The sequence below is a fragment of the Bradyrhizobium zhanjiangense genome (assembly GCF_004114935.1).
In the GTDB taxonomy this organism is placed as follows: Bacteria; Pseudomonadota; Alphaproteobacteria; order Rhizobiales; family Xanthobacteraceae; genus Bradyrhizobium; species Bradyrhizobium zhanjiangense.
The window spans coordinates 3,965,806-3,987,529 of the sequence record NZ_CP022221.1 but is presented as its reverse complement, the minus strand read 5'-3'; the positions used below and the strand labels follow the sequence as shown (position 1 = coordinate 3,987,529).

Below are 21,724 nucleotides of genomic sequence, written 5' to 3'. Positions count from 1 at the left end.
TCACTTGTGCAGACATCTCTAATCTTGAGATTATGCGATGTCTTTATTTCAATTTTGCCGGAATGGATCCTGCTCTCGTAGAGATTCGATTGGGAATGAGGGTTGTTTCATCGCCTAATGACGTCGTCAGGTTGTTGATATATTAAAGGTTGTGTTGCCATATATTTCCCGGAAGATGCAGGAAATGGCGGCGCATGACCGTTCGTGCTTACGTGAGAAACAGTCCCGCCCAATCCGCGGGAGCGCAAACGAGTTCAGAAGCAGTGGAAGCCTATGGTCTCTACCTGCTGAACTGGATCACTATTACAATTCTGGCGCTATTCGTCGGTGTATCCCTTGCCTTGTTGAAACTCTCGATGGCCCTCGAAGGCGAGTTGTTGGGGGGCATGGCGACGGTTGCAGGTCTCACGGCGGCAGGTCACGTCTTGTTGTCACGAGTACGCGCCGTGCGCATTGCGTACGTTCTTATTTCCATCGCCCAGTTAGGCCTTGTGTCCATGCTCGGGGCCGTCCTGACCTACGTCGCAGCATCTGCAAATTTGCCATTGCAGGATGCCATGCTCAGTGCGTTGCAATGCTGGCAGCAACGCCCTTGTGGGGTGGACACTACTTTGTGGACATCTTCGCTGGTGTAGCCGTTGCAGCTCTTGCGATTGCCTTCGCGAAAGCAATTGAAGGTCAATCGTCGGTCATTCCCCACGGCGCAAAAAGCACCTCGCTTGCATGCGTGAGTCCCTGATCGGGCGAAGCTTCGACGGCACGCTGCTGCCGTTCTCGGTCGGCTTCTTCCTGTCGATGCTCGCAGCGCTCGCGATCGTGCTGGCGGTGGAAAAGGGACGGCTGTTCAAGCCGCATCATCGCCCGATCGCGTGAGGAACTTCCCGTCCCTCTCGATGTTGTCCTGCAGCAATTCGAGAGGCCACGTTAATGGAACTGGAACACCGCGAAAACCGCGAGGCGAAACCGCAGAAACAGGAGCGTTCGGAGCCGGACGCTGAGCAGACCACGTTCACGACGCCTTTGGCGAGCGAGGGGCTCGAGCAGGTACGCGACAGCCATTGCTGATCACGAAATCTATTCGGCCGCCCGCCTGCGGGCGCTGAAATCCTCAGCAGCGCTCTCGGGCGCCGCCCCGCTTCCTCGCGGCGGCACCATCAGCACGACCACCTTCCGCGACAGGCCGGGCCGCCCCCACAGAGTTGCCTGCACGGTGAACTCGCGCCTGACGACGTGTCCGGCTTTCGAGGACACCCATTCCATCCACCTGCCACAATAGTCCTGGCCGCGAAAACAGAGCGCGGCCCAGCCGCGGTCCAGCGTCGCCTTGCGCGGCAAGCCCCAGGAGTTTTGATGCTCGAACGGCCGTGCACAATGCGGATGGTCGGGGCTGTAGAACGCCGTCGCGAAGGCCAGCGAATCATCACCGCTCACGGCGCTGAGCGGCGTGCCGGCCAGCTCGCGCCATTCGCGCGTCAATTCGCCGGCCACCTGCGCGTAGAAATTCCGGCCTTCTTCGTAACCGTGATCGTTGCGATAGACGGCATGGATCGGCGCTACGACCATGACCGCAACGAGCGCGACGCCAGCCACGGTCACGGTGAGGTTGACGGTGTAGAAGCGCTCGATCGGATAGCGCGCGCCGCAAACCACGAGAACGGCGAACAGGAACAGCCCCTGCAATGCCCACAGCGACGGCAGATCAGTGCCCATCACGAGCGATGTCAGCACCGGCAACGTGATCGTGCCCATGGCGACGTAGAACAGAAGCCGCAGACCCGGGCTCATTGCAGCGAAGTCGGCCGGAAATTGCTTCAGCCGCGTGCCGGCGATCAAGACCCATAGCACGGCCGACACGCTCATGGCCGCCGCCAGCCCGAGCAGGAAGTTCCTGGCCTCGCCGAGCGAGCTTAAGGCATTGCCGTTGGCATGGGCCAGCGCATAGGTGAAAGTCGACGCCCCCGTGGCCGCGAGCCACACGACGTGCGGCGACAGCGCCGCGAGCCCGACCACCGCCGAGATCCAGGGCGAAGCGGAGGTGAAATAGGCGCGCCGCGCCGGGTGCGCCAGCGCGGCCAACGCGAAGCTCGCGACGAGAAAGATCGAATAATATTTGCCGAGCATTGCCAGCGCCGTCGTGCACCCCACCGCGACCGCCCACGACGCGGCGCGCGTCTCGAACGCGCGCAGGAAGCACCAGGTCGCCAGCGGCCAGACCGCGAGCAGCACGGCATTGGCATTGAAGCGCTGGGCATGGAATTGATAGGCCGGCGTCGGCATCAGGAGCAGCAGCACCAGGACGCGCTTGTGCCCGCTCACGAATTGCCGCGCGATCCGGTCGACGAAATACAGCGCAAGCCCGGCGTTGGCCATCGCCATCAATTGCAGCGACTAGTCGCTGAGGGGGAAGACGAAGGTCCAGCTAGCGGCAACCCAGCCGGTCAATGGCGGATGCTTGTGATAACCCCAGGCGAAATGCCGACCCAGGGTCCACGCTTCGAGCGTATCGGGATGCAGGCCGCTGCCGGCGTACGCGATCACGAGATAAAGCGTCCAGATCGCGACAAAGCAGGCGATGAGAAGCGGCACGGCCCAGCCTGTCTCGACCGCGTCCAGTGCAAGAAAGGCCGGCGCCATCGCGCCGGCGCACGATCGGACCGTTCGGCCATCGCCTGGAATGCAAAATCGAGCGGCACGGGAATCAAATGAAAGAAGGAAAAGCGATGCGCGAGGACGACACATCTATTTCAGGACAGAAACAAATAGCAACAATTGAAAACTGGAACGGTTAAAAACGCTCCGGCCTCTCAGCCAACGCAAGGTCGACAAAAGGCAACGGCGCCGCTGATGACAGCGGCGCCGCGTGGTGAGGGAGACGAAAGACGCGTGGTCTGGCCTGCCCCTACTCCGACTTGTCAATGTTCCAGAACAGCGGAGTCGCGGGACCGTCGAGCACGCCGCTGAGCGATTTGCGCCAGCCGCTCGGCAGCAGATACTGCCCCAGCGGAATGTAGATCACCTGCTCATACGCTTCCTTCTGGATGTCGGCTGCGATCTTCTTCTGCTCGTCGAGCGAGGACGCGCGGACGAAGGCGTCCTTGAGCTGCTCGATCTTGGCGTCTTCCGCCCAGCCGAACCAGCCGCCCTTCTTGCCCTGGCCGCCGATCGAGAGATTGGTGATCGGGTTGGAGACGTCGGCCGCGACCCAGTTGGTGAAGAACATGTTCCACCCGCCCTCCTTCGGCGGCTTCTGGCTGGCGCGGCGGCTCACCACGGTCTGCCAGTCGGTCGCTTGCAAATCGACCTTGAAGCCGGCCTCGCGCAGCAGCTGGGCCGCAACGATCGGCTGCGCCTTCAGCGTCGTGACATCGCCAGGGGCCATGATCACGACCGGGGTACCGTCATAGCCGGACTCGGCGAGCGCCTTCTTGGCTTCCGCCATGCCGTTGCCCTTCACCAGGGTTTCCCCGCCGACCTCGGTCGCGAGCGGCGTATCGCACACGAAGAACGCGCCACAGATCTTCTGGTACTTCGGGTTTCCGACCAGCGCGTCGAGCACGTCCTTCTGGTTTATCGCCAGCAAGGCAGCCCGGCGCACCTTCACGTTATCGAACGGCGGATGAAGGAAGTTCATCCGGCCGAGCGTCTGAAAGCCGAACTTGTTCGAGACCTCGAGCGTGAGCTCCTTGTTCGCCTCCAGTATCGGCAGCATGTCGTAGGGCAGATTTTCCATGAAATCGATGTCGCCCGACTGCAGCGCGTTCACCGCGGTCTGGGAGTCCGGCATGGTGATCCATTCGACGCGGTCGACCTTCACCACCTTGCCGCCGGAGGTCCAACTCGCCGGCTCCTTGCGCGGCACGTAATCGGTGTTCTTGACGTAGACCGCCTTCACGCCCGGCTGGAATTCCGACTGCACGAACTTGAAGGGACCCGAGCCGATCTGCTCCGGGATCTGCTTGTCCGGCGGCGTCTCGGCGAGGCGCTTCGGCATCATGAAGGCGACGCGCGAGGACGGCTTGCCGATCGAATCGAGCACGAGGCCGTAGGGCTCCTTGAGCTTCAACGTGATGGTCTTGGCGTCCGTCGCCTCGATGCTCGCGGTGAAATCCATGAGCTTCTGGCCCATGCCGTCGACCGCGGCCCAACGCTTCAGCGAGGCGACGCAGTCTTCCGCCGTGACCGGTGCACCGTCATGCCACTTCAGGCCGTCGCGCAGCGTGAAGGTGTAGGTGAGCTTGTCGTCGGAGATCTTCCAGTCCGCCATCTGCGGCTGGATCTTGAAGTTCGAATCGGTGGCCACCAGCGTGTCGTAAACCATGTAGCCATGGTCACGCGTGATGTAGGCCGTGGTGAAGATCGGATCGATGATGCGCAGATCCGAATGCATCACCGCCGTGATGGTCTTGCCGGCGGCAAACACCGGCGAGGCCATCGCCGTGGACAGCGCGACGACCGATAGCGCAAGTTTGGAGGCAAACGCGCGAGACCCCCGGCGCATGAAGTTGAACATGGAAAGTTTCTCCTGACGTGAAACTGTTCAAAGGCAGATTATTGGTTGAGCATCCGGTTCGTTCTTTGGGCGAACTAACCTCATGCAATGCCTTTATCTTTTCGAGACTTGCAGACAGTGCCGAGCGCGTCAATCCGGTTTCGCTGCAAGCCCTCGCGGCGTGTGCACGGGCTCCACAAGGATCGGTTTGGCTCTACAACACTCTCTGCCTGTCCTGCCCCGCGCCGATGCAATGCGCGTTCCATTTTCGAAGCTTGAGAGACATTGAGATGAATCCAGCCAATCTTCCCTTCGATTCCGAGGCGATGCTCCAGGGCCTGCGCGGCTGGGTGGAATGCGAGAGCCCGACCTGGGACGCGGGCGCCGTGAATCGCATGCTCGATTTCGCAGCGCAGGATATGGCCATCATGGGTGCGACCATCGAACGCATCGCCGGCCGCCGGGGCTTTGGCGACGTGATCCGCGCGCGCTTTCCCCATCCGAAGCAGGGCGAGCCCGGCATCCTGATCGCCGGGCACATGGATACCGTCCACCCGGTCGGCACCATCGAGAAGCTGAAATGGCGGCGTGAGGGCAACAAGTGCTACGGCCCCGGCATCTACGACATGAAGGGCGGCAACTATCTCTCGCTGGAAGCGATCCGGCAGCTGGCGCGCGCCGCCTTCACCACGCCGCTGCCGATCACGGTGCTCTTCACGCCCGACGAGGAAGTCGGCACGCCCTCGACCCGCGACATCATCGAGGCGGAGGCCGCGCGCAACAAATACGTGCTGGTGCCCGAGCCTGGCCGCGCCGACAATGGCGTCACCACCGGACGTTACGCCATCGCGCGTTTCAATCTCGAGGCGACGGGACGGCCGAGCCACGCCGGCGCGACGCTGTCGGCGGGACGCTCGGCGATCCGCGAGATGGCCCGGCAGATCCTCGCGATCGACGCGATGACCACGGACGATTGCACCTTCTCGGTCGGCGTCGTGCATGGCGGACAATGGGTCAATTGCGTTGCCACGACCGCCACAGGCGAGGCGCTGTCGATGGCCAAGCGCCAGGCCGACCTCGATCGCGGCGTCGAGAGGATGCTGGCGCTGTCAGGCACAACCAATGATGTCACCTTCAAGGTTACCCGCGGCGTGACGCGCCCGGTGTGGGAACCGGATGCCGGGACCATGGCGTTGTATGAAAAGGCCCGCGGCATCGCCAAGTCGCTCGGCGCCGAACTGCCGCATGCGAGTGCCGGCGGCGGCTCCGACGGCAACTTCACCGGCGCAATGGGGATCCCGACTCTCGACGGCCTAGGCGTGCGTGGTGGCAACGGACACACGCTCGAAGAGTATATCGAGGTCGAAAGCCTGGTCGAACGCGGCCGGCTGATGGCGGGGCTGCTGGCAACGCTGGAGTAATGGTGAAGCTATTCCGTGGCGTGGGCAAAGGCGCGAAGCGCCATGCCACCATTTTGGCGCGAAGCGCCATGCCACCATTTTGCTGAACGTGGTGGGCACGCTCCGCTTAGCCCACCCTACAACGACTGGCCGCACTGCAAAAGCTGTGGCCCGGATGGCACGGGAATTGCTGAAATGTTAGGCTGATGGCAGGCTTGCCGAACGCCCTGCCACGATTTGACTCTAATCTGACGGATCCAACTTGCTCGGATATCTCGTTCGCCGAATCTTCGCCGCCGTGCCCGTGATGGGCGTCGTCGCGCTGTTCGTCTTCCTGCTGCTCCGCCTCACCCCCGGCGATCCCGCCGCCATTCTCGCCGGCGACAACGCGACGCCGGAGCGGCTGGAGCGCATCCGCACCTCGCTCGGCCTCAACGAGCCCCTGATCGTGCAGTTCGTCACCTGGGTGAACAAGCTGCTGCACGGCGACCTCGGGACCTCGCTGATCTCCAACCTGCCGGTGATGAAGATGATCGGCCAGCGTGTCGAGCCGTCGATCTCGATCGCGCTGTCGACGATCATTCTCGCCGTCATCGTCGCCGTGCCCTTGGGCGTGATCGCGGCGTGGAAGCACGGGACCTGGATCGACCGCTTCGTGATGGGCCTGTCGGTGCTCGGCTTCTCCGTGCCGGTGTTCGTGGTCGGCTATGTCCTGATCGAAATCTTCGCGATCGATTTGCGCTGGGTGCCGGTGCAAGGCTTCAAGAGCATCTCGAATGGTTTCGGGCCGTTCTTCGAACGCATCATCCTGCCGACCTGCGCGCTCTCCTTCATCTACATCGCGCTGATCGCGCGCATGACCCGCGCAGCAATGCTCGACGTGCTCGGCGAAGATTACGTCCGCACCGCACGCGCCAAGGGCATCAACGAAGTCGCCGTGATGATGCGGCATGCGCTGCGCAACGCGGCGGTGCCCGTCATCACCGTCATCGGCACCGGATTTGCGCTGCTGATCTCCGGCGTCGTCGTCACCGAGAGCGTGTTCAACATTCCCGGCATCGGCCGCCTCACCGTGGACGCGGTGCTGGCGCGGGACTATCCGGTGATCCAGGCGATGATCCTGCTGACGTCGCTGATCTATGTCGTCGTCAATCTCCTGATCGACGTCGCCTATACGCTGCTCGATCCCCGGATCCGGTACTGAGGCAAGGGTAAGAACAAGAATGTCGGTTGATAGCCTCCCCCAGTCGTCCATTCCGATCACGTCGCCGCTGCGGCCGCGGTTCGGATTTCTTACCTCGACGCCGATCATCGCGACGGCCACGGTCTGCCTCGCGCTGGTCGTGGTGATCTCGATCGTGGCGCCGCTGATCGCGCCGCATGATCCGATCCAGCTCGCGCCGTCGCAGCGGCTCAAACCGTCGTCGGCGCAGTTCCTGCTCGGCACCGACGCCTACGGACGCGACCTGCTGTCGCGTGTCATCTATGGCGGCCGCATCTCGCTCCTGATCGGCATCGGTTCGGCGATTCTCTCCGTCGCCATTGGCCTTGCGATCGGTCTCGTCTCCGGCTTCTTCAAGCTGGTCGATGCCGTGATGATGCGGATCATGGACGGCCTGATGGCGATGCCGAGCATCCTGCTCGCGATCGCCGTGGTGTCGCTCTCCGGCGCCAGCCTCTGGACCGTGCTGATCGCGATCACCATTCCGGAGATCCCGCGCGTGGCGCGCCTGGTGCGCTCGGTGGTGCTGTCGGCGCGCGAGGAGCCTTACGTCGAGGCGGCGATCTCGGTCGGCTCCAGCCTGCCGAAGATCATGTGGCGGCATTTGATGCCGAACACGATCGCGCCGCTGATCGTCCAGGGCACGTATGTCTGCGCCTCCGCGATCCTGACCGAGGCCATTCTCTCCTTCCTCGGCGCCGGCATCTCACCGGAGACGCCGACATGGGGCAATATCATGGCCGAGGGCCGCCAGTACTTCCAGCTCAAGCCGTCGCTGATCTTCTGGCCGGGCCTGCTGCTCTCGATCGCCATCCTCAGCATCAATTTGATCGGCGATGCCGCCCGCGACGCCCTCGATCCGCGCATGAAGCAGCGGGAGGGGAAGTGATTTGTTTCGCCGGCCCATCCCCTTGTTCCGTCATTGCGAGCGAAGCGAGGCAATCCGGTCTGCCTCCGCGGAAAGATTCTGGATTGCTTCGTCGCCAGCGCAAAATTGCTTTGCAATTTTGTCGCGGGCTCCTCGCAATGACGATGGAGTGACCTGATGACCAACACCATCCTCGACATCAACAATCTCGTCGTCTCCGTCGGCAAGAAGCCGGGCGGGCCGAAGATCATCGACGGCATCTCGATCCAGGTGCGCGAGCGCGAGACGCTGTGCCTCGTCGGCGAAAGCGGCTCGGGCAAGTCGGTGACCTCCCTCACCACGATGGGCCTGTTGCCCAAGGGCACGCTGGTGCCGACCGGCGGCAGCGTCAAGCTGGTCGGCGAGGAGCTGCTCACCGCGACCGACCGCCGCCTGCGCCAGCTCCGCGCCACGCAGATGGCGATGATTTTTCAGGAGCCGATGACCGCGCTCAATCCGGTCGTGCCGGTCGGCCGCCAGATCGACGAAGTCCTGCGCGCCCATACCGATCTCGACGCCAAAACACGGAAGAAGCGCATCCTCGATATGATGGAGCAGGTGCGCCTGCCGCAGGTCGAGCGCATCTTCGCCTCCTACCCGCACCGCCTCTCCGGCGGCCAGCGCCAGCGCATCATGATCGCAATGGCCCTGGTGCTCGAACCAAAGCTCCTGATCGCGGACGAGCCGACCACTGCGCTCGACGTCACCACGCAGAAGCAGATTTTGACCCTGATCCGCGATCTCCAGCGCGATCACGGCACGGCGGTGCTGTTCATCACCCACGACATGGGCGTGGTCGCGGAGATCGCCGACCGCGTCGCGGTGATGCGGCAAGGCCGCCTGGTCGAGACCGGTCCGCTCGAGACCGTGCTGCGCAATCCAACCATGGAGTACACCCGGAACCTGCTCGCCTCGGTGCCGAGCCTGGTGCCGCGGTCGCCGCGCGAGGAGACCCGTGAGCCGGTGGTGCTGGAGGCCAACGACCTCAGCAAGGTCTACAAGGAGCGCGCCTTCTTCGGCAAAGGCCGCGAGGTCGTCGCCGCCGACAAGGTGACGCTGACGCTGCGCAAGGGCCGCACGCTCGGCATCGTCGGCGAGAGCGGCTCGGGCAAGTCGACGGTCGCGCGCTGCATCGTCCGCCTGATCGATCCGACCTCCGGCGGCGTGCGCCTCGCCGGCCGCGAGATCGCCGACATCTCGCGCCGCCTGCTCCAGCCGCACCGGCAGAAGATCCAGATCGTGTTCCAGGATCCCTACCGCTCGCTCAATCCGCGCGTCACCGTCGGCGAGAGCATCGCGGAAGGCCCGATCAATTACGGCGTGGCACACACTGACGCGATGAAGCGGGCGCGCGAGCTGCTGGAGCTGGTCGGCCTGCCCGCCGATGCGGTGTCGCGCTATCCGCATCAGTTCTCCGGCGGGCAGCGCCAGCGCATCGCCATTGCCCGTGCGCTCGCGCTCGATCCCGACGTGCTGGTCGCGGACGAAGCGGTCTCCGCGCTGGACGTCTCCGTGCAGGCGCAGGTGCTGGAACTGCTGGACGAGATCCAGAAGCGGCTCGGCATTGCCATCCTGTTCATCACCCACGATCTGCGCGTCGCCGCACAAATCTGCGACGAGGTCGTGGTGATGCAGCACGGCCGCGTCGTCGAACAGGGTCCCGCCGCCGAAGTGCTGACGCACCCGAAGGAGGCCTACACCAAGGCGCTGCTAGATGCGGCTCCGGGGCGCGACTGGGACTTTGCGAACTTCCGGCCGGTGGCAGAGGGCGTGGGGGCGAGCGCGTAAAAATCTCCCCGCTGTCGTCCTGGCGAAAGCCAGGAGCCATTACCCCGCGAGAAGTTTGGCGAAGACTCATCGCTCGGGACTAGCAGCGCACACCATAGATAGACCTCGCGGTATGGGTCCTGGCCTTCGCCAGGACGACACCGGAGGTATGGCAGATGGCTCCTCTCACAACACCCCACCGCATCCGCAGCATTCCCAAAACGATCTGACCCTATGCATGGCGCGATTGCTTCCCACCTTGCTCTCGCGGCAAAGCAGAGGCTAACGTCGCGCACTTTCAATGGCCTGGACTGAGTAATGACACGCATCGCCGTCGGCGGCTTCCTGCACGAGACTAACACCTTCGCTCCGACCAAGGCGACGTTCGCCGACTTCCAGCATGGCGGCGGCTGGCCGGCGATGACTGAAGGCGCCGACGTGCTGAAGGTGATGCGGCGCATCAATGTCGGTCTCGCCGGCTTCGTCGACAGCGCTGAAGTACACGATTGGGAACTCATTCCAACGATCGCCTGCGGTGCGAGCCCGTCGGCGCATGTCACCAAGGATGCTTTCGAGCGCATCGTGAAGGTGATGGTCGACGGCATCGCAGCCGCCGGTCCGCTCGATGCCGTCTATCTCGACCTGCACGGGGCGATGGTAACCGAACATCTCGACGATGGCGAAGGCGAGATCTTGGCGCGCGTGCGCCGCGTCATCGGCAAGGATGTTCCGCTGGTCGCGAGCCTCGACCTGCACGCCAACGTCACGCCCGAGATGATCGAGCACGCCGACGCGCTGATCGCCTACCGCACCTATCCGCATGTCGACATGGCTGCGACCGGCCGCGCCTGCGCAAAACATCTGGCGCTGCTGCTGAAGACCAAGCAGCGCTTCGCAAAGGCGTTCCGGCAGTTGCCGTTCTTGATCCCGATCAGCTGGCAGTGTACCAACGACCAGCCCACCCAATGCATCTACGAGAGGCTCGCCGCGCTGGAGAGCGATGCGGTTCCGACGTTGTCCTTCGCACCGGGCTTCCCCGCAGCCGATTTCCGCGATTGCGGACCGAGCGTGTTCGCCTATGGCAAGACGCAAGCCGACGCCGATCGCGCGGCGGATGCGCTTCTCAAGCTGATCGAGAGCCACGAGGACGATTTCGACGGCAAGATCTGGTCACCCGACGAATGCGTGCGCCACGCGATGGAGCTTTCCAAGAGCGCGAGCAAGCCGATCATCATCGCCGACACCCAGGACAATCCCGGCGCGGGCGGGGATTCCGACACCACAGGCATGCTGCGCGCGCTGGTGCGCAACAACGCGAGCGCCGCGACGGGGGCGATCTACGATCCGGTCTCGGCCAAGGCGGCGCATGAAGCCGGCGTCGGCGCCACCGTGACGCTGTCGCTCGGCGGCAAATCCGGCATCCCCGGCGACGAGCCCTATCGCGAGACCTTCGTCGTCGAAAAGCTCTCCGACGGCCGCTTCATCGCGCCCGGTCCTTATTATGGCGGCCGCGAGATGGAGATGGGCCCCTCCGCAGCCTTGCGCATCGGTGACGTCCGCGTCGTCGTCTCCTCGCACAAGGCGCAACTCGCCGACCAGGCGATGTACCGCTATGTCGGCATCGAGCCGACCGCGCAGAAGATCCTGGTCAACAAGAGCTCGGTGCACTTCCGCGCCGATTTCGAGCCGATCGCGGAGAAGCTGCTGATCTGCGCCGCCCCCGGCGCGATGCCGGCCGACACCGCCTCCCTGCCCTGGACGCGCCTGCGGCCGGGCATCCGCATCAAGCCGAACGGCCCCGCCTTCCATCCCCCATCACGCTAACCGGACAGGACACATGCCCACGATCGACCGCATCGACGGCTATGCCGACGAACTCACTGCTATCAGGCGCGACCTCCACGCCCATCCCGAGATCGGGTTCGAGGAAGTGCGCACCTCCGGTATTGTCGCCGACAAGCTGAAGAGCTGGGGCATCGAGGTGCATCGCGGTCTCGGCGGCACCGGCGTGATCGGCGTCATCAAGGGCAAGGGGACGAGCGGCAAGCGCATCGGCCTGCGCGCCGACATGGACGCGCTGCCGATGGAGGAGAACACCAATCTGAAATGGAGCTCGAAGATCCCCGGCCGCTTCCACGGCTGCGGTCATGACGGCCACACCACCATGCTGCTCGGCACCGCGCGCTACCTCGCCGAGACCAGGAATTTCGACGGCACTGTGCACCTGATCTTCCAGCCGGCCGAGGAAGGCCTCGGCGGCGCCCGCGCGATGATCAAGGACGGCCTGTTCGAGAAATTCCCCTGCGACGAGCTCTACGGCCTGCACAACGCGCCCGATCTCAACCATGGCGAGATCGCGATCCTGCCGGGTCCGGCGATGGCCAGCGCCGACTTCTTCGACCTCCGCATCACCGGCTATGGCGCGCATGGCGCGATGCCCGAGCGGTCCAAGGACGCGGTGATCATCGCGACCACGCTGGCGCAGGCGATCCAAACCATCGTCAGCCGCAACGTCGAGCCGCTGCAGTCCGCCGTCATTTCGATCACCCAGATCCATGCCGGCTCCGCCTACAACGTCATCCCCGGCGAAGCGCATCTCTGCGGCACCATCCGCACCTTCTCGGATGAAGTTCGCGCCCTGATCAGCGAGCGCATCCGCACGATCTGTGCCGGCATAGCAGCTGCGTTCCAGTGCACGATCGAAGCCGACATCCGCGACACTTTTGGCGTCCTGATCAACCAGGTCGAGCAGTCCAAGGTGGTCGAGGAGGTCGCGCGCACGGTGGTCGATCCCGCCAACGTGATCACCCGCGCCCAGCCGAAGATGGGCAGCGAGGATTTTGCCGACATGCTGCAGACCATTCCCGGCGCCTATTTCTGGGTTGGCCACGACGGCTCGGTGCCCGTGCACAATCCCGGCTTCGTGCTCGACGACAAGATCCTGCCGATCGGCGCCAGCATGTTCGCCCGCATCATCGAGACCCGCATGCCGGTGGGTAGCCATGCATAAAAAGAGCGCCGAAGAGACGGTCACCTCGCTGCATGATCTGTCCGCGGTCGATCTGATCGCGGGCTATCGCGCCAAGCAGTTCTCGCCGAGCGAGGTGCTGGAGGACGTGCTTGCGCACGTCGCGGCGTGGGAACCGCATCTGAAAGCGCTCTATGCATTCGACCCCGAGGCCGCGCGCGAGGCCGCGAAGGCCTCGACCGCGCGCTGGACCGGCGGCGAGCCGTCCGGCGCGCTCGACGGCGTGCCTGTCACGGTGAAGGACAATATCGCGACCAAGGGCGTGCCGGTGCCGCTGGGCGCTGCCAGCGTCAAGCTGGTGCCGGCCGAGAAGGACGCGCCTCCCGCCGCGCGGCTGCGCGAGGCCGGTGCGATCATCTTCGCCAAGACCACCATGCCCGATTACGGCATGCTGTCCTCCGGTCTCTCCAGCTTCCACGCGCTCGCGCGCAATCCCTGGGACCTCTCCAAGAACCCCGGCGGCTCCAGCGCGGGCGCCGGTGCTGCCGCGGCAGCCGGCTATGGTCCGTTGCATCTCGGCACCGATATCGGCGGCTCGGTGCGCCTGCCCGCGGGTTGGTGCGGCCTCGTCGGCCTGAAGCCGAGCTTTGGCCGCGTGCCGATCGATCCCACCTACGTCGGCCGCGTCGCCGGACCCATGACCCGCACGGTCGATGATTGCGCGCTGATGATGAGCGCGATTGCAAAACCCGACCGGCGCGACGGCATGAGCCTGCCGGCCGAGCCCCTCAACTGGAAGGGGCTGGAGAAGTCTCCGCGCAAACTGCGCATCGGCTTGATGCTCGATCCCGGCGTCGGCATGCCGCTGGACAAGCCGGTGCGCGAGGTCGCCGTGAAGGCGGCCAAGGCGTTCGAATCCGCCGGCGCCGTCGTCACCGAGGTCGACGGCATCCTCACCCGCGAGATGCTCGACGGCCTCGACAATTTCTGGCGTGCACGGATGTGGGACGATCTGTCCAAGCTGACGCCGGCCGAGCAGGCCAAGGTGCTGCCCTACATCTTCAAGTGGGGCGAGTCCGGCGCCAAGCTGTCCGGCGTCGACGTCATCCGCGGCTTCAACCAGACCATGGCGATCCGCGCGGCCGCAGGAAAACTGTTCTGCGAGCTCGATTATGTGGTCTCGCCGACCGCCCCGAACGTGAACTATCCGGTGGAATGGGCCTCGCCGACCAACGATCCGATGAAGCCGTTCGAGCACATCGCCTATACCGTGCCGTGGAATATGTCGGAGAACCCTGCGATCTCCGTCAACGGCGGCTTCGACGCCAAGGGTTTTCCCATCGGCGTGCAGATCGTCGGCCGCCGCTTCGACGATATCGGCGTGCTCGGCATTGCCAAGGTGTTTGAGGGTCTGCGCGGGGCGCAGCGGCCCTGGCCCAAGCCGCCGGGGCGGTAAGACGCTCTCCTCATCCCGGGAAGCGCGCCCTTTAGGCGCAAGCCCGAATGACTTGGGACGGGCAGCATGCGGAGCCTCTCTTGCTTACCCTCCCCTGGAGGGGGAGGGTCGGCTCACATTGAGCGAAGCGAGATGTGAGACGGGGTGGGGTGACGGTCTCTCCGCGTCCGACCGTGCCCGAGAGGAGAGATCACCCCACCCCGCTCGCGCTACGCGCGATCGACCCTCCCCCTACAGGGGAGGATAAGCCTCTGCCGCTCACGCAGTGAAAAGAACAACGGAAGGAAACCACCATGGCGTATGAGACGATCAAATACGAGGTTGCCGAGCAGATCCTCACCATTACGCTGAACCGGCCCGACAAGCTCAACGCCTTCAACGCGCAGATGCAAGCAGAGTTGATCGGCGCGTTCGACGCCGCCGACAAGGACGACAATGTTCGCGCCATCATCGTCACCGGGGCCGGCCGCGGTTTTTGCGCGGGCGCCGATCTCTCCTCCGGCGCCGACACGTTCGACCGCGACGCGCGCCGCGGGCCGGTGAAGCGCTTCGCCGACGGCAAGGTCGATTATAGCGATTCGCAGGTGCGCGATGGCGGCGGTCAGGTCACGCTACGCATCTTCAAATGCCTGAAGCCGGTGATTGCCGCGGTGAACGGCCCCGCGGTCGGCATCGGCGTCACCATGCAGCTCGCCATGGACATCCGCATCGCCTCGGACGCCGCGCGCTTCGGCTTCGTGTTCTCCCAGCGCGGCATCGTGCCGGAGGCCGCCTCGAGCTGGTTCCTGCCGCGCATCGTCGGCATCTCGCAGGCCTTGGAATGGTGCTATTCGGGCCGCGTCTTCCCGGCACAAGAGGCGCTTGCGGGGCGTCTCGTCAGCAAGGTCGTCGCGCCGGATGATCTCCTGCCAACCGCGCGCGCACTTGCCAAGGAATTTGCCGCCAAGACCGCGCCGGTATCGATCGCCCTGATCCGCCAGATGATGTGGCGCATGATGGGCGCAGACGATCCGATGGAGGCCCACAAGGTCGACAGCCGCGGCATCTATGCCCGCGGCCGTTCGGAGGACGTGAAGGAAGGCGTGGTGTCGTTCCTGGAGAAGCGTCCGGCGCAGTTCAAGAACAAGGTGTCCAGCGATATGCCGGATTATTTCCCGTGGTGGACCGAGCGGGAGTACAAGTGAGGCTCTCGTAGCAACCATTAAACGCCGAGGAGTTTTTCAGTCCACGGCGTTCCGCGTTGCACGACGGTGTTGGCATAGATGAGCAGCTTGCGCGCGCATGCGATGAGAGCGGCATTGTGAGCCTTTCCGGCCGCAGTCAGGCGGGCATAGAGGGCCATGACGGCCTTATTCCAGCGGAAGGCCGCAGGCAGGGCTGCCGCAAACAGAGAGCGACGCAGGCGAGCGCGGCCGCCGGCGATACGGCGTTGGCCCGTGTACTGCCCGCTATCGTTGTCGAAGGGAGCCAGCCCGGCAAGGGCTGCGACTTCCTCCCGGCTGACACGGCCGAGTTCAGGCATGCGGACCAGGAGGGCCAGTGCCGTGCGCTCACCGATCCCGGGAATGCTCATCACTAGGTCAAGGCGGACAGCGAGATCGTGGTGAGCGCGTAGTTGCTTGGCGATGTGACGGATTTGGGAGAGCCGCCTTGCCTTCAACCGGGCAATGTCATCCAGCACGATGCGGCGTAGCCCAGGCTTATCGAGATGCTCGAGCCGGGTCTTGAAGCGCTTGATGTCGTCCTCGATCTGCTCGAGGAAGGTGAGCTGCTCGGCGAGCTCCGCCAAGCGCGGATCCGGCGCACTCCTCACCTCTTCGAGCGATGCCGCGCAGGCAGCAATCAGCGCGGCATCCAGCGTATCGTTCTTGGCGCGACGCAATCGGGAGCGGCCGAACGCCTTGACCTGGATCGGCTGCAGCACCAGCACGATGACGCCGGCCGCACGCAAATGCTCCACTACCCCACACTCGTAACCGCCGGTCGCTTCGATCCCGACTCGCTTGACGCCAGCTTTGGTCAGCAGTTGCACCAGCTTCCGCCAACCGGGAAGGTCGTTGGCGACCTCCCAACCCTCGTCTCGACCATGAACTACAATGTCGAGCTTCGCCTTGGACGTATCGATTCCCGCTGTCGTCGTGCTAGTCTGTGCCATCTTCGTCGACCCTGCCTTGTGAAGCGAACCTGATTGTTCCGGCAACCATCCGGGTCCGATGAAGGTGCTGGCGCGATCCTGCTACGGGGCAGCCACAAACTGCTCAGGGTGGGCGCGATCCGATCGCCAGCGGCCTGCCGCGGGTTGCAGCCGCGGCAGGCCATTCCTCACGGAACACGCCGACAATATCTGATTGCGCTATTACAAGGGTGGGCAAAGGCGCATCGCGCCGTGCCCACCATCTACCCGCAACCGAAACCAGAATGGTGGGCACGCTTCCGCCTTCGCTCTCCGCGCTACGGCGGACAAGTCGCTTTGCCCACCCTACGGCACTGCAGGGCGTAACCCACCTCTTTGCTTTCCGCTCTGGTAGAAGTGGTGGATTACGCCAGCGGACTGCGCTTCGCGCAGCCGCGGTTCAGCGGCACCGTCAATCCATAATCAGCGCGACGCGCCCAATCGCCTTGCGCTCGATCAGCAACCGCATCGCCTTCGCATAGTCTTCCAGCGGCAGGCGATGCGAGACGTTCGGGCGCAGCTTGCCTTCCTCCGCCCATTGCAGCAGTGCCTTCAGGCGCACTTCGCCGAGCGCGGGATTTCTCCGCACGGCCTCGCCGGCGCGCACCCCCAACACGCTGGCGCCCTTGATCAGCAGCAGATTGGTCTTGGCCGAACCGATGCCGCCGGTGAAGCCGATCACCAGAAGCCGCGCGCCCCAGGCGATGCAGCGCATCGAATCCTCGAAAACCTGGCCGCCGACGGGATCGAACACGACATCGGCGCCGCGGCCGTCGGTGATGCGCTTGACGGCATCGCGAAACGGCTCGCGATCGTAGCGGACGAGATGATCGGCGCCGCGCGATTTCGCGATCGCCAGCTTCTCGTCGCTGGAGGCGGTCGCAATCACGGTCGCGCCCAGCATCTTGCCGATCTCGACGGCGGCAAGGCCGACGCCGCCGCCGGCGCCGTGCACCAGCAACACCTCGCCCGGCGCGACCCGGCCGCGATCGATCAGTGCATGATAGGCCGTGCCGTGGCCGGCGAGATAGGTCGCAGCTTCCGCATAGTCGAACGTGGACGGCTTGGGGGTGAGCTGCGACGGCGTCACCACCGCCTCATCGGTGAAGGCGCCGTGGCGCATCTTCACGATGACCTTGTCGCCGACGGCAACGCCCCCCGCCTCCGCCCCCACTTCGATCACGTCCCCGGCGGCTTCCATGCCGGGCGTGAACGGCAGCTCCGGCTTGAGCTGATATTCGCCCGCCGCCATCAGCACATCGGGAAAGTTCAGGCCGGCAGCGCGGATCGCAACGCGCACCTCGCCATGCCCAAGCGGCGGCGACGGAAACTCTTCCAGCCGCAACGTCTCGGGCGCGCCGAGTTCGCGGCAAACGACAGCCCGCACCATCAGGCCGCACTCGCCCTTTGACGCTGCAGCGCCTCGCGGATCAGCGGCAGGCGGTCATTGCCGAAATACATGTCGGTCTTGCCGACGAAGATCGTCGGCGAGCCGAAACCGCCACGCGCGACGACCTCCTCCGTATTCGCCTTGAGCTGGTCCTTGATGCCCTGCTCTGCGATGCCGGCGAAGAATTTCTGTTCGTCGATACCCACCTTCTTGCAGATCTCGGCCAGCACCGCGTCCTGCGAGATGTCCTTGTCCTCGCCCCAATAGGCCTCGAACACGGCGGTGGCGAATGGCACCATGTCCTTGCCCAGCCAGATGCAGCCACGCATCGCCTTGACGCTGTTCACCGGAAACACCGTCGGCGGCATCTTGATCGACAGGCCAGCCGAGCGGGCCCAGTCGGCGAGGTCCTTTTTCATGTAGCGCGCCTTCAGCGGCACCGGCTTCTCCCGCTGCGCATAGACGCTCGGGTTGACGGTGTTGAAAATGCCGCCCACCAGGATCGGCCGCCAGATGATCTCCGCGCCGAGCTCCTTCGCGAGCGGCTGGATGTTGTGGAAGGCGAGATAGGTCCAGGGGCTGGAACAGTCGAAGAAGAATTCGATCATGGCGTTTCCGGTCCGGCGTCGCGGGTTTGACGACTTTTGTCGTTCTGTACGTCGACGTTAAGACATGGCAGGAAGGGGCGCAACACAACCCGCCGGGAGGCCGCCATGCTGTTTCCAACCACGATCGCCGGCTCCTTGCCGAAGCCGGAATGGCTCGCCGAGCCCAATATGCTCTGGGCACCCTGGAAGTCGCAGGGCGAAGAGCTCTTGCGCGCCAAGCGCGACGCGACACTGATCTGGCTGAAGATCCAGGAGGACGCGGGCATCGACGTCGTCACCGAGGGCGAGCAGGCCCGCCAGCATTTCGTGCACGGCTTCCTGGAGAAGATCGAAGGCATCGACTTCGCCCACAAGGTCGAGATGGGCATCCGCAAGGACCGCTACAAGGCGATGGTGCCGCAGGTGGTTGCTCCGCTCCGGCTCAAGGGCCGCGTTCATGCCGACGAGGCGCGCGTTGCGCGCTCGCACACGAAGAAGAAGCTGAAATTCACCCTGCCCGGCCCGATGACCATCATCGACACGATTGCGGACCGTTATTACGGCGACCGCGTCAAGATGGCGTTCGCCTTCGCCGAGCTGCTAAACGAGGAGGCCAAGGCGCTCCAGGCCGACGGCGTCGATCTCGTGCAGTTCGATGAGCCCGCCTTCAACGTCTATATGGACGAGGTCAACGACTGGGGCATCAAGGCGCTGGAGCGCGCGGCGCAGGGCCTCTCCTGCGCCACCGCCGTGCACATCTGCTACGGCTACGGCATCAAGGCCAACACCGACTGGAAGGAGACGCTCGGCAGCCAATGGCGGCAGTATGAGCAGATCTTTCCGGCGATCGACGCCAGCCCGATCCAGCAGGTCGCGATCGAGTGCCGCAATTCGAAGGTGCCGCTCGACCTGCTGGCGCTGCTCAAGACCAAGATCGTGCAGGCCGGCGTGATCGACGTCGCCAGCGATACGGTGGAAACCGCCGAGGACGTCGTGAAGGTGATCGAGGCGGTATCGAAATTCGTCCCCAAGAGCAACATCATCGCCACCACCAATTGCGGCATGGCGCCGATGCGGCGGGAGATCGCGGAAGCCAAGCTGGCGGCGCTCGGCGCAGGAGCCGCACTGGCCCGCGAGAAACTCGGGTAATGGCAAAGGCGGGCGCTGCGCTAAGGCAGCGCCGTCGGATGCAACACTGGCGCGTAGCCGGCGTTCAATGTGCGCAGCGTTGAGGGCGGCGTCAGCAACGCCGCTTCGCTGAGCTGACGCTCGACCGCGCTATAGCCCGCCGGTGACCACAGCAGGGCCCTGCCCTGCGTCACCAGAAAGCTCTCCGCACCCTGCTGAACCATCGCACCGGCGGGAAGCTGGTGCAGCGGCACCAGCAGCGCGTGCAGTCGTTTCCTACCGTGATCGAGCCGCTCGTGATGCAGTACCGTGTCGATGTCGTGCATGCGGACGCTGTGCACGCGATTGCCCTTCTCCCATGCGGCCCGGAAGCGATTGGCATCGTCGCGGCGACAATAGAAGCAGGGGCGATGGCCGGCGGCGAGCGCAGTGGCCTCGTCCAGGAAGAACAGCTCGGTCCAGCTGCGCTGTGCCATCACCTCGCGGCGCCGGCCGCGGAATTCGCAAGTGCAGGTGAGCCAGGCCGGCGACGACGAGCGCTTCTTCAGCAGCGTCTTCGTCGCGGGATCATGAATGATGCCGCGGTTGCCGGTGAACAGGCCGCGATGAGGGGTGGCGATGATGTCGCCTGTCGGCGTGACGCGGTTTTGCAGGGGCATGGCTGCCTCCGCCCGTCATTGCGAGCGAAGCGAAGCAATCCAGAAATGCATCCGCGGAAGCAGTCTGGATTGCTTCGCTTCGCTCGCAATGACGGCGACAGTCACGCCGCCCCATCTCGCAGCGGCGGATGGTAGGACAGCGCGGTGTCCCAGGGGAAGAAGATCCAGGTGTCCTGTGATACTTCCGTGATGAAGGTGTCGACCAGCGGACGGCCCATCGGCTTGGCATAGACCGTGGCGAAATGCGCGTCGGGCAGCATCTCGCGCACCAGCTTGCCGGTCTTGCCGGTGTCGACGAGATCGTCGACGATCAAAAGCCCTTTGCCGGTGCCGCCGCCGAGCTTCATCGCCGCCTCGGAAATACCCTTGAGGACCTGGAGCTCGCCCTGCTTGTTATGCTCGTAACTGGCGATGCAGACCGTATCGATGACGCGCACGCCGAGCTCGCGCGCCACGATCGCGGCCGGCACCAGGCCGCCACGGGTGATCGCGATCACCGCATGGAACGGGCCGACCTCGTTCAGCCGCCAGGTCAGCGCCCGGCAATCGCGGTGGAACTGGTCCCACGAGACCGGGAAGGCCTTGCCCGCCCGCTCCTGCGCGCTCAGTTCCGGTGCTTCACCAGCCATTGTCGTCTCCTGCTTCGTCAAACGTCCAGCAAGCTGGGCGCTTTAGCGGGTGATGTTCAATCCTGCCAGCATTTCCTTCACCGCCGCCATCGCCGCCGCGAGCTTCTCGGCATCGCGCGAGCGCACCACGAGATTGGTGTTGGGCCTCTGCTCTTCGTCCATGAAGGGATAGCTGCCGATGATGGTGTCGGGGTGAGCGGCGGCAATGGCCCGCAGCGGACTGCCGATGTCACCCTCGCGCGCATTGGCGCGGACCGATTCGGAGAGCATGCGCACGCCGGATTTCAGCTTGGGCGAGACGATGTCCATCATCGCCTGCATGATCGAGGGCACGCCGGCCATCACGATGACATTGCCGATCTTGAAGCCGGGGGCGAGGATGGTGGCGCTCTGGATCAGCTCGGCACCATCAGGGATGCGGGCCATGCGCAAGCGGGCCTCGTTGAGATCCTGCTCGCTCCAGCGCTCGCGGAAGCGGGCGACCACCTCCGGGTGATGGTCGATGCCGACGCCGAAGGCCTTGGCGACGCTGTCGGCAGTGATGTCGTCATGGGTCGGGCCAATGCCGCCAGTGGTGAAGACATAGGTGTAGCGTTGCCGCAGTGCATTCAACGCGGCGATGATGTCGTCCTCCTCGTCGGAGACGATCCGCACTTCCTTCAGGTCGATGCCGATATTGGTCAGATATTCGGCGATGAAGCCGATGTTCTTGTCCTTGGTCCGGCCGGACAGGATTTCGTCCCCAATGACCAGAATGCCTGCCGTGACGATCTCGCTCATAAAACTGTCCCTCACCTGTGGCGCCGACTTTGCCGAGGTAACGCGTTCAAGTCACGCGGTTTTGCTGCCGAAATAAGCAATCCTCAGCCATTTTTTCAGGCAAGCCGCCGGGCATCCCCGGCAAATGCCCATCCTCCATGCTTATCGCGCTGGCCCGCCCCTTGCTACC

At 64.4% G+C, this 21,724-nt stretch carries 18 protein-coding genes and 2 pseudogenes; 12 read left to right on the top strand and 8 right to left on the bottom strand.

The features are described from left to right. Positions 1-194 precede the first annotated feature (194 nt). The 3 genes and pseudogenes from XH85_RS18730 (at position 195) to XH85_RS45170 (ending at position 1,065) form a co-directional block, all read left to right on the top strand. Entirely contained in the window at positions 195-635 is a 441-nt protein-coding gene (locus tag XH85_RS18730) for a hypothetical protein (protein ID WP_128932991.1), read from the top strand. A gap of 103 nt (positions 636-738) precedes the next feature. Continuing rightward, positions 739-873, top strand: a pseudogene (locus tag XH85_RS18725) (MFS transporter); the annotation flags it as partial. Positions 874-927: 54 nt separating this feature from the next. Next, positions 928-1,065, top strand: a complete 138-nt coding sequence (locus tag XH85_RS45170) for a hypothetical protein (protein WP_164940303.1) — start codon at positions 928-930, stop codon at positions 1,063-1,065. Between the two features lie 9 nt (positions 1,066-1,074). Here the strand turns inward: XH85_RS45170 and XH85_RS18720 are convergent. After that, positions 1,075-2,666: pseudogene (locus tag XH85_RS18720) on the bottom strand (glycosyltransferase family 39 protein). A gap of 233 nt (positions 2,667-2,899) precedes the next feature. Next, entirely contained in the window at positions 2,900-4,510 is a 1,611-nt protein-coding gene (locus XH85_RS18715; RefSeq protein ID WP_128932990.1) for an ABC transporter substrate-binding protein, read from the bottom strand. A gap of 269 nt (positions 4,511-4,779) precedes the next feature. Between XH85_RS18715 and XH85_RS18710 the strand changes: the two genes are divergently transcribed. From XH85_RS18710 to XH85_RS18675, 8 genes are all read left to right on the top strand, one after another. Beyond that, positions 4,780-5,910, top strand: a complete 1,131-nt coding sequence (locus XH85_RS18710; RefSeq protein ID WP_128932989.1) for a M20/M25/M40 family metallo-hydrolase — start codon at positions 4,780-4,782, stop codon at positions 5,908-5,910. Positions 5,911-6,151: 241 nt separating this feature from the next. Next, positions 6,152-7,093, top strand: a complete 942-nt coding sequence (locus XH85_RS18705) for an ABC transporter permease (RefSeq protein ID WP_164934790.1) — start codon at positions 6,152-6,154, stop codon at positions 7,091-7,093. 19 nt (positions 7,094-7,112) lie between these two features. Further along, positions 7,113-8,000 carry an ABC transporter permease gene (locus XH85_RS18700; RefSeq protein WP_091888843.1) on the top strand — a complete coding sequence of 296 codons (888 nt, stop codon included), beginning with the start codon at positions 7,113-7,115 and terminating at the stop codon, positions 7,998-8,000. A 156-nt stretch (positions 8,001-8,156) separates the two neighbouring features. Beyond that, the gene (locus tag XH85_RS18695) at positions 8,157-9,806 is read left to right on the top strand and encodes an ABC transporter ATP-binding protein (protein ID WP_128932988.1); all 1,650 of its coding nucleotides are present in this window, start codon (positions 8,157-8,159) and stop codon (positions 9,804-9,806) included. 297 nt (positions 9,807-10,103) lie between these two features. Further along, complete coding sequence (locus tag XH85_RS18690; protein WP_128932987.1) at positions 10,104-11,609, top strand: M81 family metallopeptidase; 1,506 nt, start codon at positions 10,104-10,106, stop codon at positions 11,607-11,609. Positions 11,610-11,622: 13 nt separating this feature from the next. Next, positions 11,623-12,795, top strand: coding sequence for a M20 aminoacylase family protein (locus tag XH85_RS18685; protein WP_128932986.1), 1,173 nt, complete (start codon positions 11,623-11,625; stop codon positions 12,793-12,795). Then, positions 12,788-14,209, top strand: coding sequence for an amidase (locus tag XH85_RS18680; RefSeq protein ID WP_128932985.1), 1,422 nt, complete (start codon positions 12,788-12,790; stop codon positions 14,207-14,209). The genes XH85_RS18685 and XH85_RS18680 overlap by 8 nt, the downstream gene beginning before the upstream one ends. Positions 14,210-14,502: 293 nt before the next feature. Beyond that, on the top strand, positions 14,503-15,393 hold the full coding sequence (locus XH85_RS18675; RefSeq protein ID WP_128932984.1) for a crotonase/enoyl-CoA hydratase family protein: 891 nt from the start codon (positions 14,503-14,505) through the stop codon (positions 15,391-15,393). Between the two features lie 17 nt (positions 15,394-15,410). On the opposite strand, the gene XH85_RS18670 is transcribed toward XH85_RS18675, so the two are convergent. The 3 genes from XH85_RS18670 to XH85_RS18660 all read right to left on the bottom strand — a co-directional run bounded on the left by XH85_RS18670 (position 15,411) and on the right by XH85_RS18660 (position 18,380). Next, the gene (locus tag XH85_RS18670) at positions 15,411-16,364 is read right to left on the bottom strand and encodes an IS110 family RNA-guided transposase (protein WP_128932983.1); all 954 of its coding nucleotides are present in this window, start codon (positions 16,362-16,364) and stop codon (positions 15,411-15,413) included. 430 nt (positions 16,365-16,794) lie between these two features. Beyond that, positions 16,795-17,772 carry an NADPH:quinone oxidoreductase family protein gene (locus XH85_RS18665; RefSeq protein ID WP_128932982.1) on the bottom strand — a complete coding sequence of 326 codons (978 nt, stop codon included), beginning with the start codon at positions 17,770-17,772 and terminating at the stop codon, positions 16,795-16,797. Then, positions 17,772-18,380, bottom strand: coding sequence for a 2-hydroxychromene-2-carboxylate isomerase (locus tag XH85_RS18660; protein ID WP_128932981.1), 609 nt, complete (start codon positions 18,378-18,380; stop codon positions 17,772-17,774). The genes XH85_RS18665 and XH85_RS18660 overlap by 1 nt, the downstream gene beginning before the upstream one ends. Positions 18,381-18,485: 105 nt before the next feature. Between XH85_RS18660 and XH85_RS18655 the strand changes: the two genes are divergently transcribed. Next, entirely contained in the window at positions 18,486-19,508 is a 1,023-nt protein-coding gene (locus tag XH85_RS18655; RefSeq protein WP_128932980.1) for a methionine synthase, read from the top strand. A gap of 20 nt (positions 19,509-19,528) precedes the next feature. Here the strand turns inward: XH85_RS18655 and XH85_RS18650 are convergent, their stop codons facing one another. From XH85_RS18650 to XH85_RS18640, 3 genes are all read right to left on the bottom strand, one after another. Next, entirely contained in the window at positions 19,529-20,146 is a 618-nt protein-coding gene (locus tag XH85_RS18650) for a hypothetical protein (RefSeq protein ID WP_128932979.1), read from the bottom strand. Between the two features lie 101 nt (positions 20,147-20,247). Beyond that, complete coding sequence (gene gpt, locus XH85_RS18645) at positions 20,248-20,775, bottom strand: xanthine phosphoribosyltransferase (protein ID WP_128932978.1); 528 nt, start codon at positions 20,773-20,775, stop codon at positions 20,248-20,250. 42 nt (positions 20,776-20,817) lie between these two features. Further along, the gene (locus XH85_RS18640) at positions 20,818-21,555 is read right to left on the bottom strand and encodes a competence/damage-inducible protein A (protein ID WP_128932977.1); all 738 of its coding nucleotides are present in this window, start codon (positions 21,553-21,555) and stop codon (positions 20,818-20,820) included. Positions 21,556-21,724 lie beyond the last annotated feature (169 nt).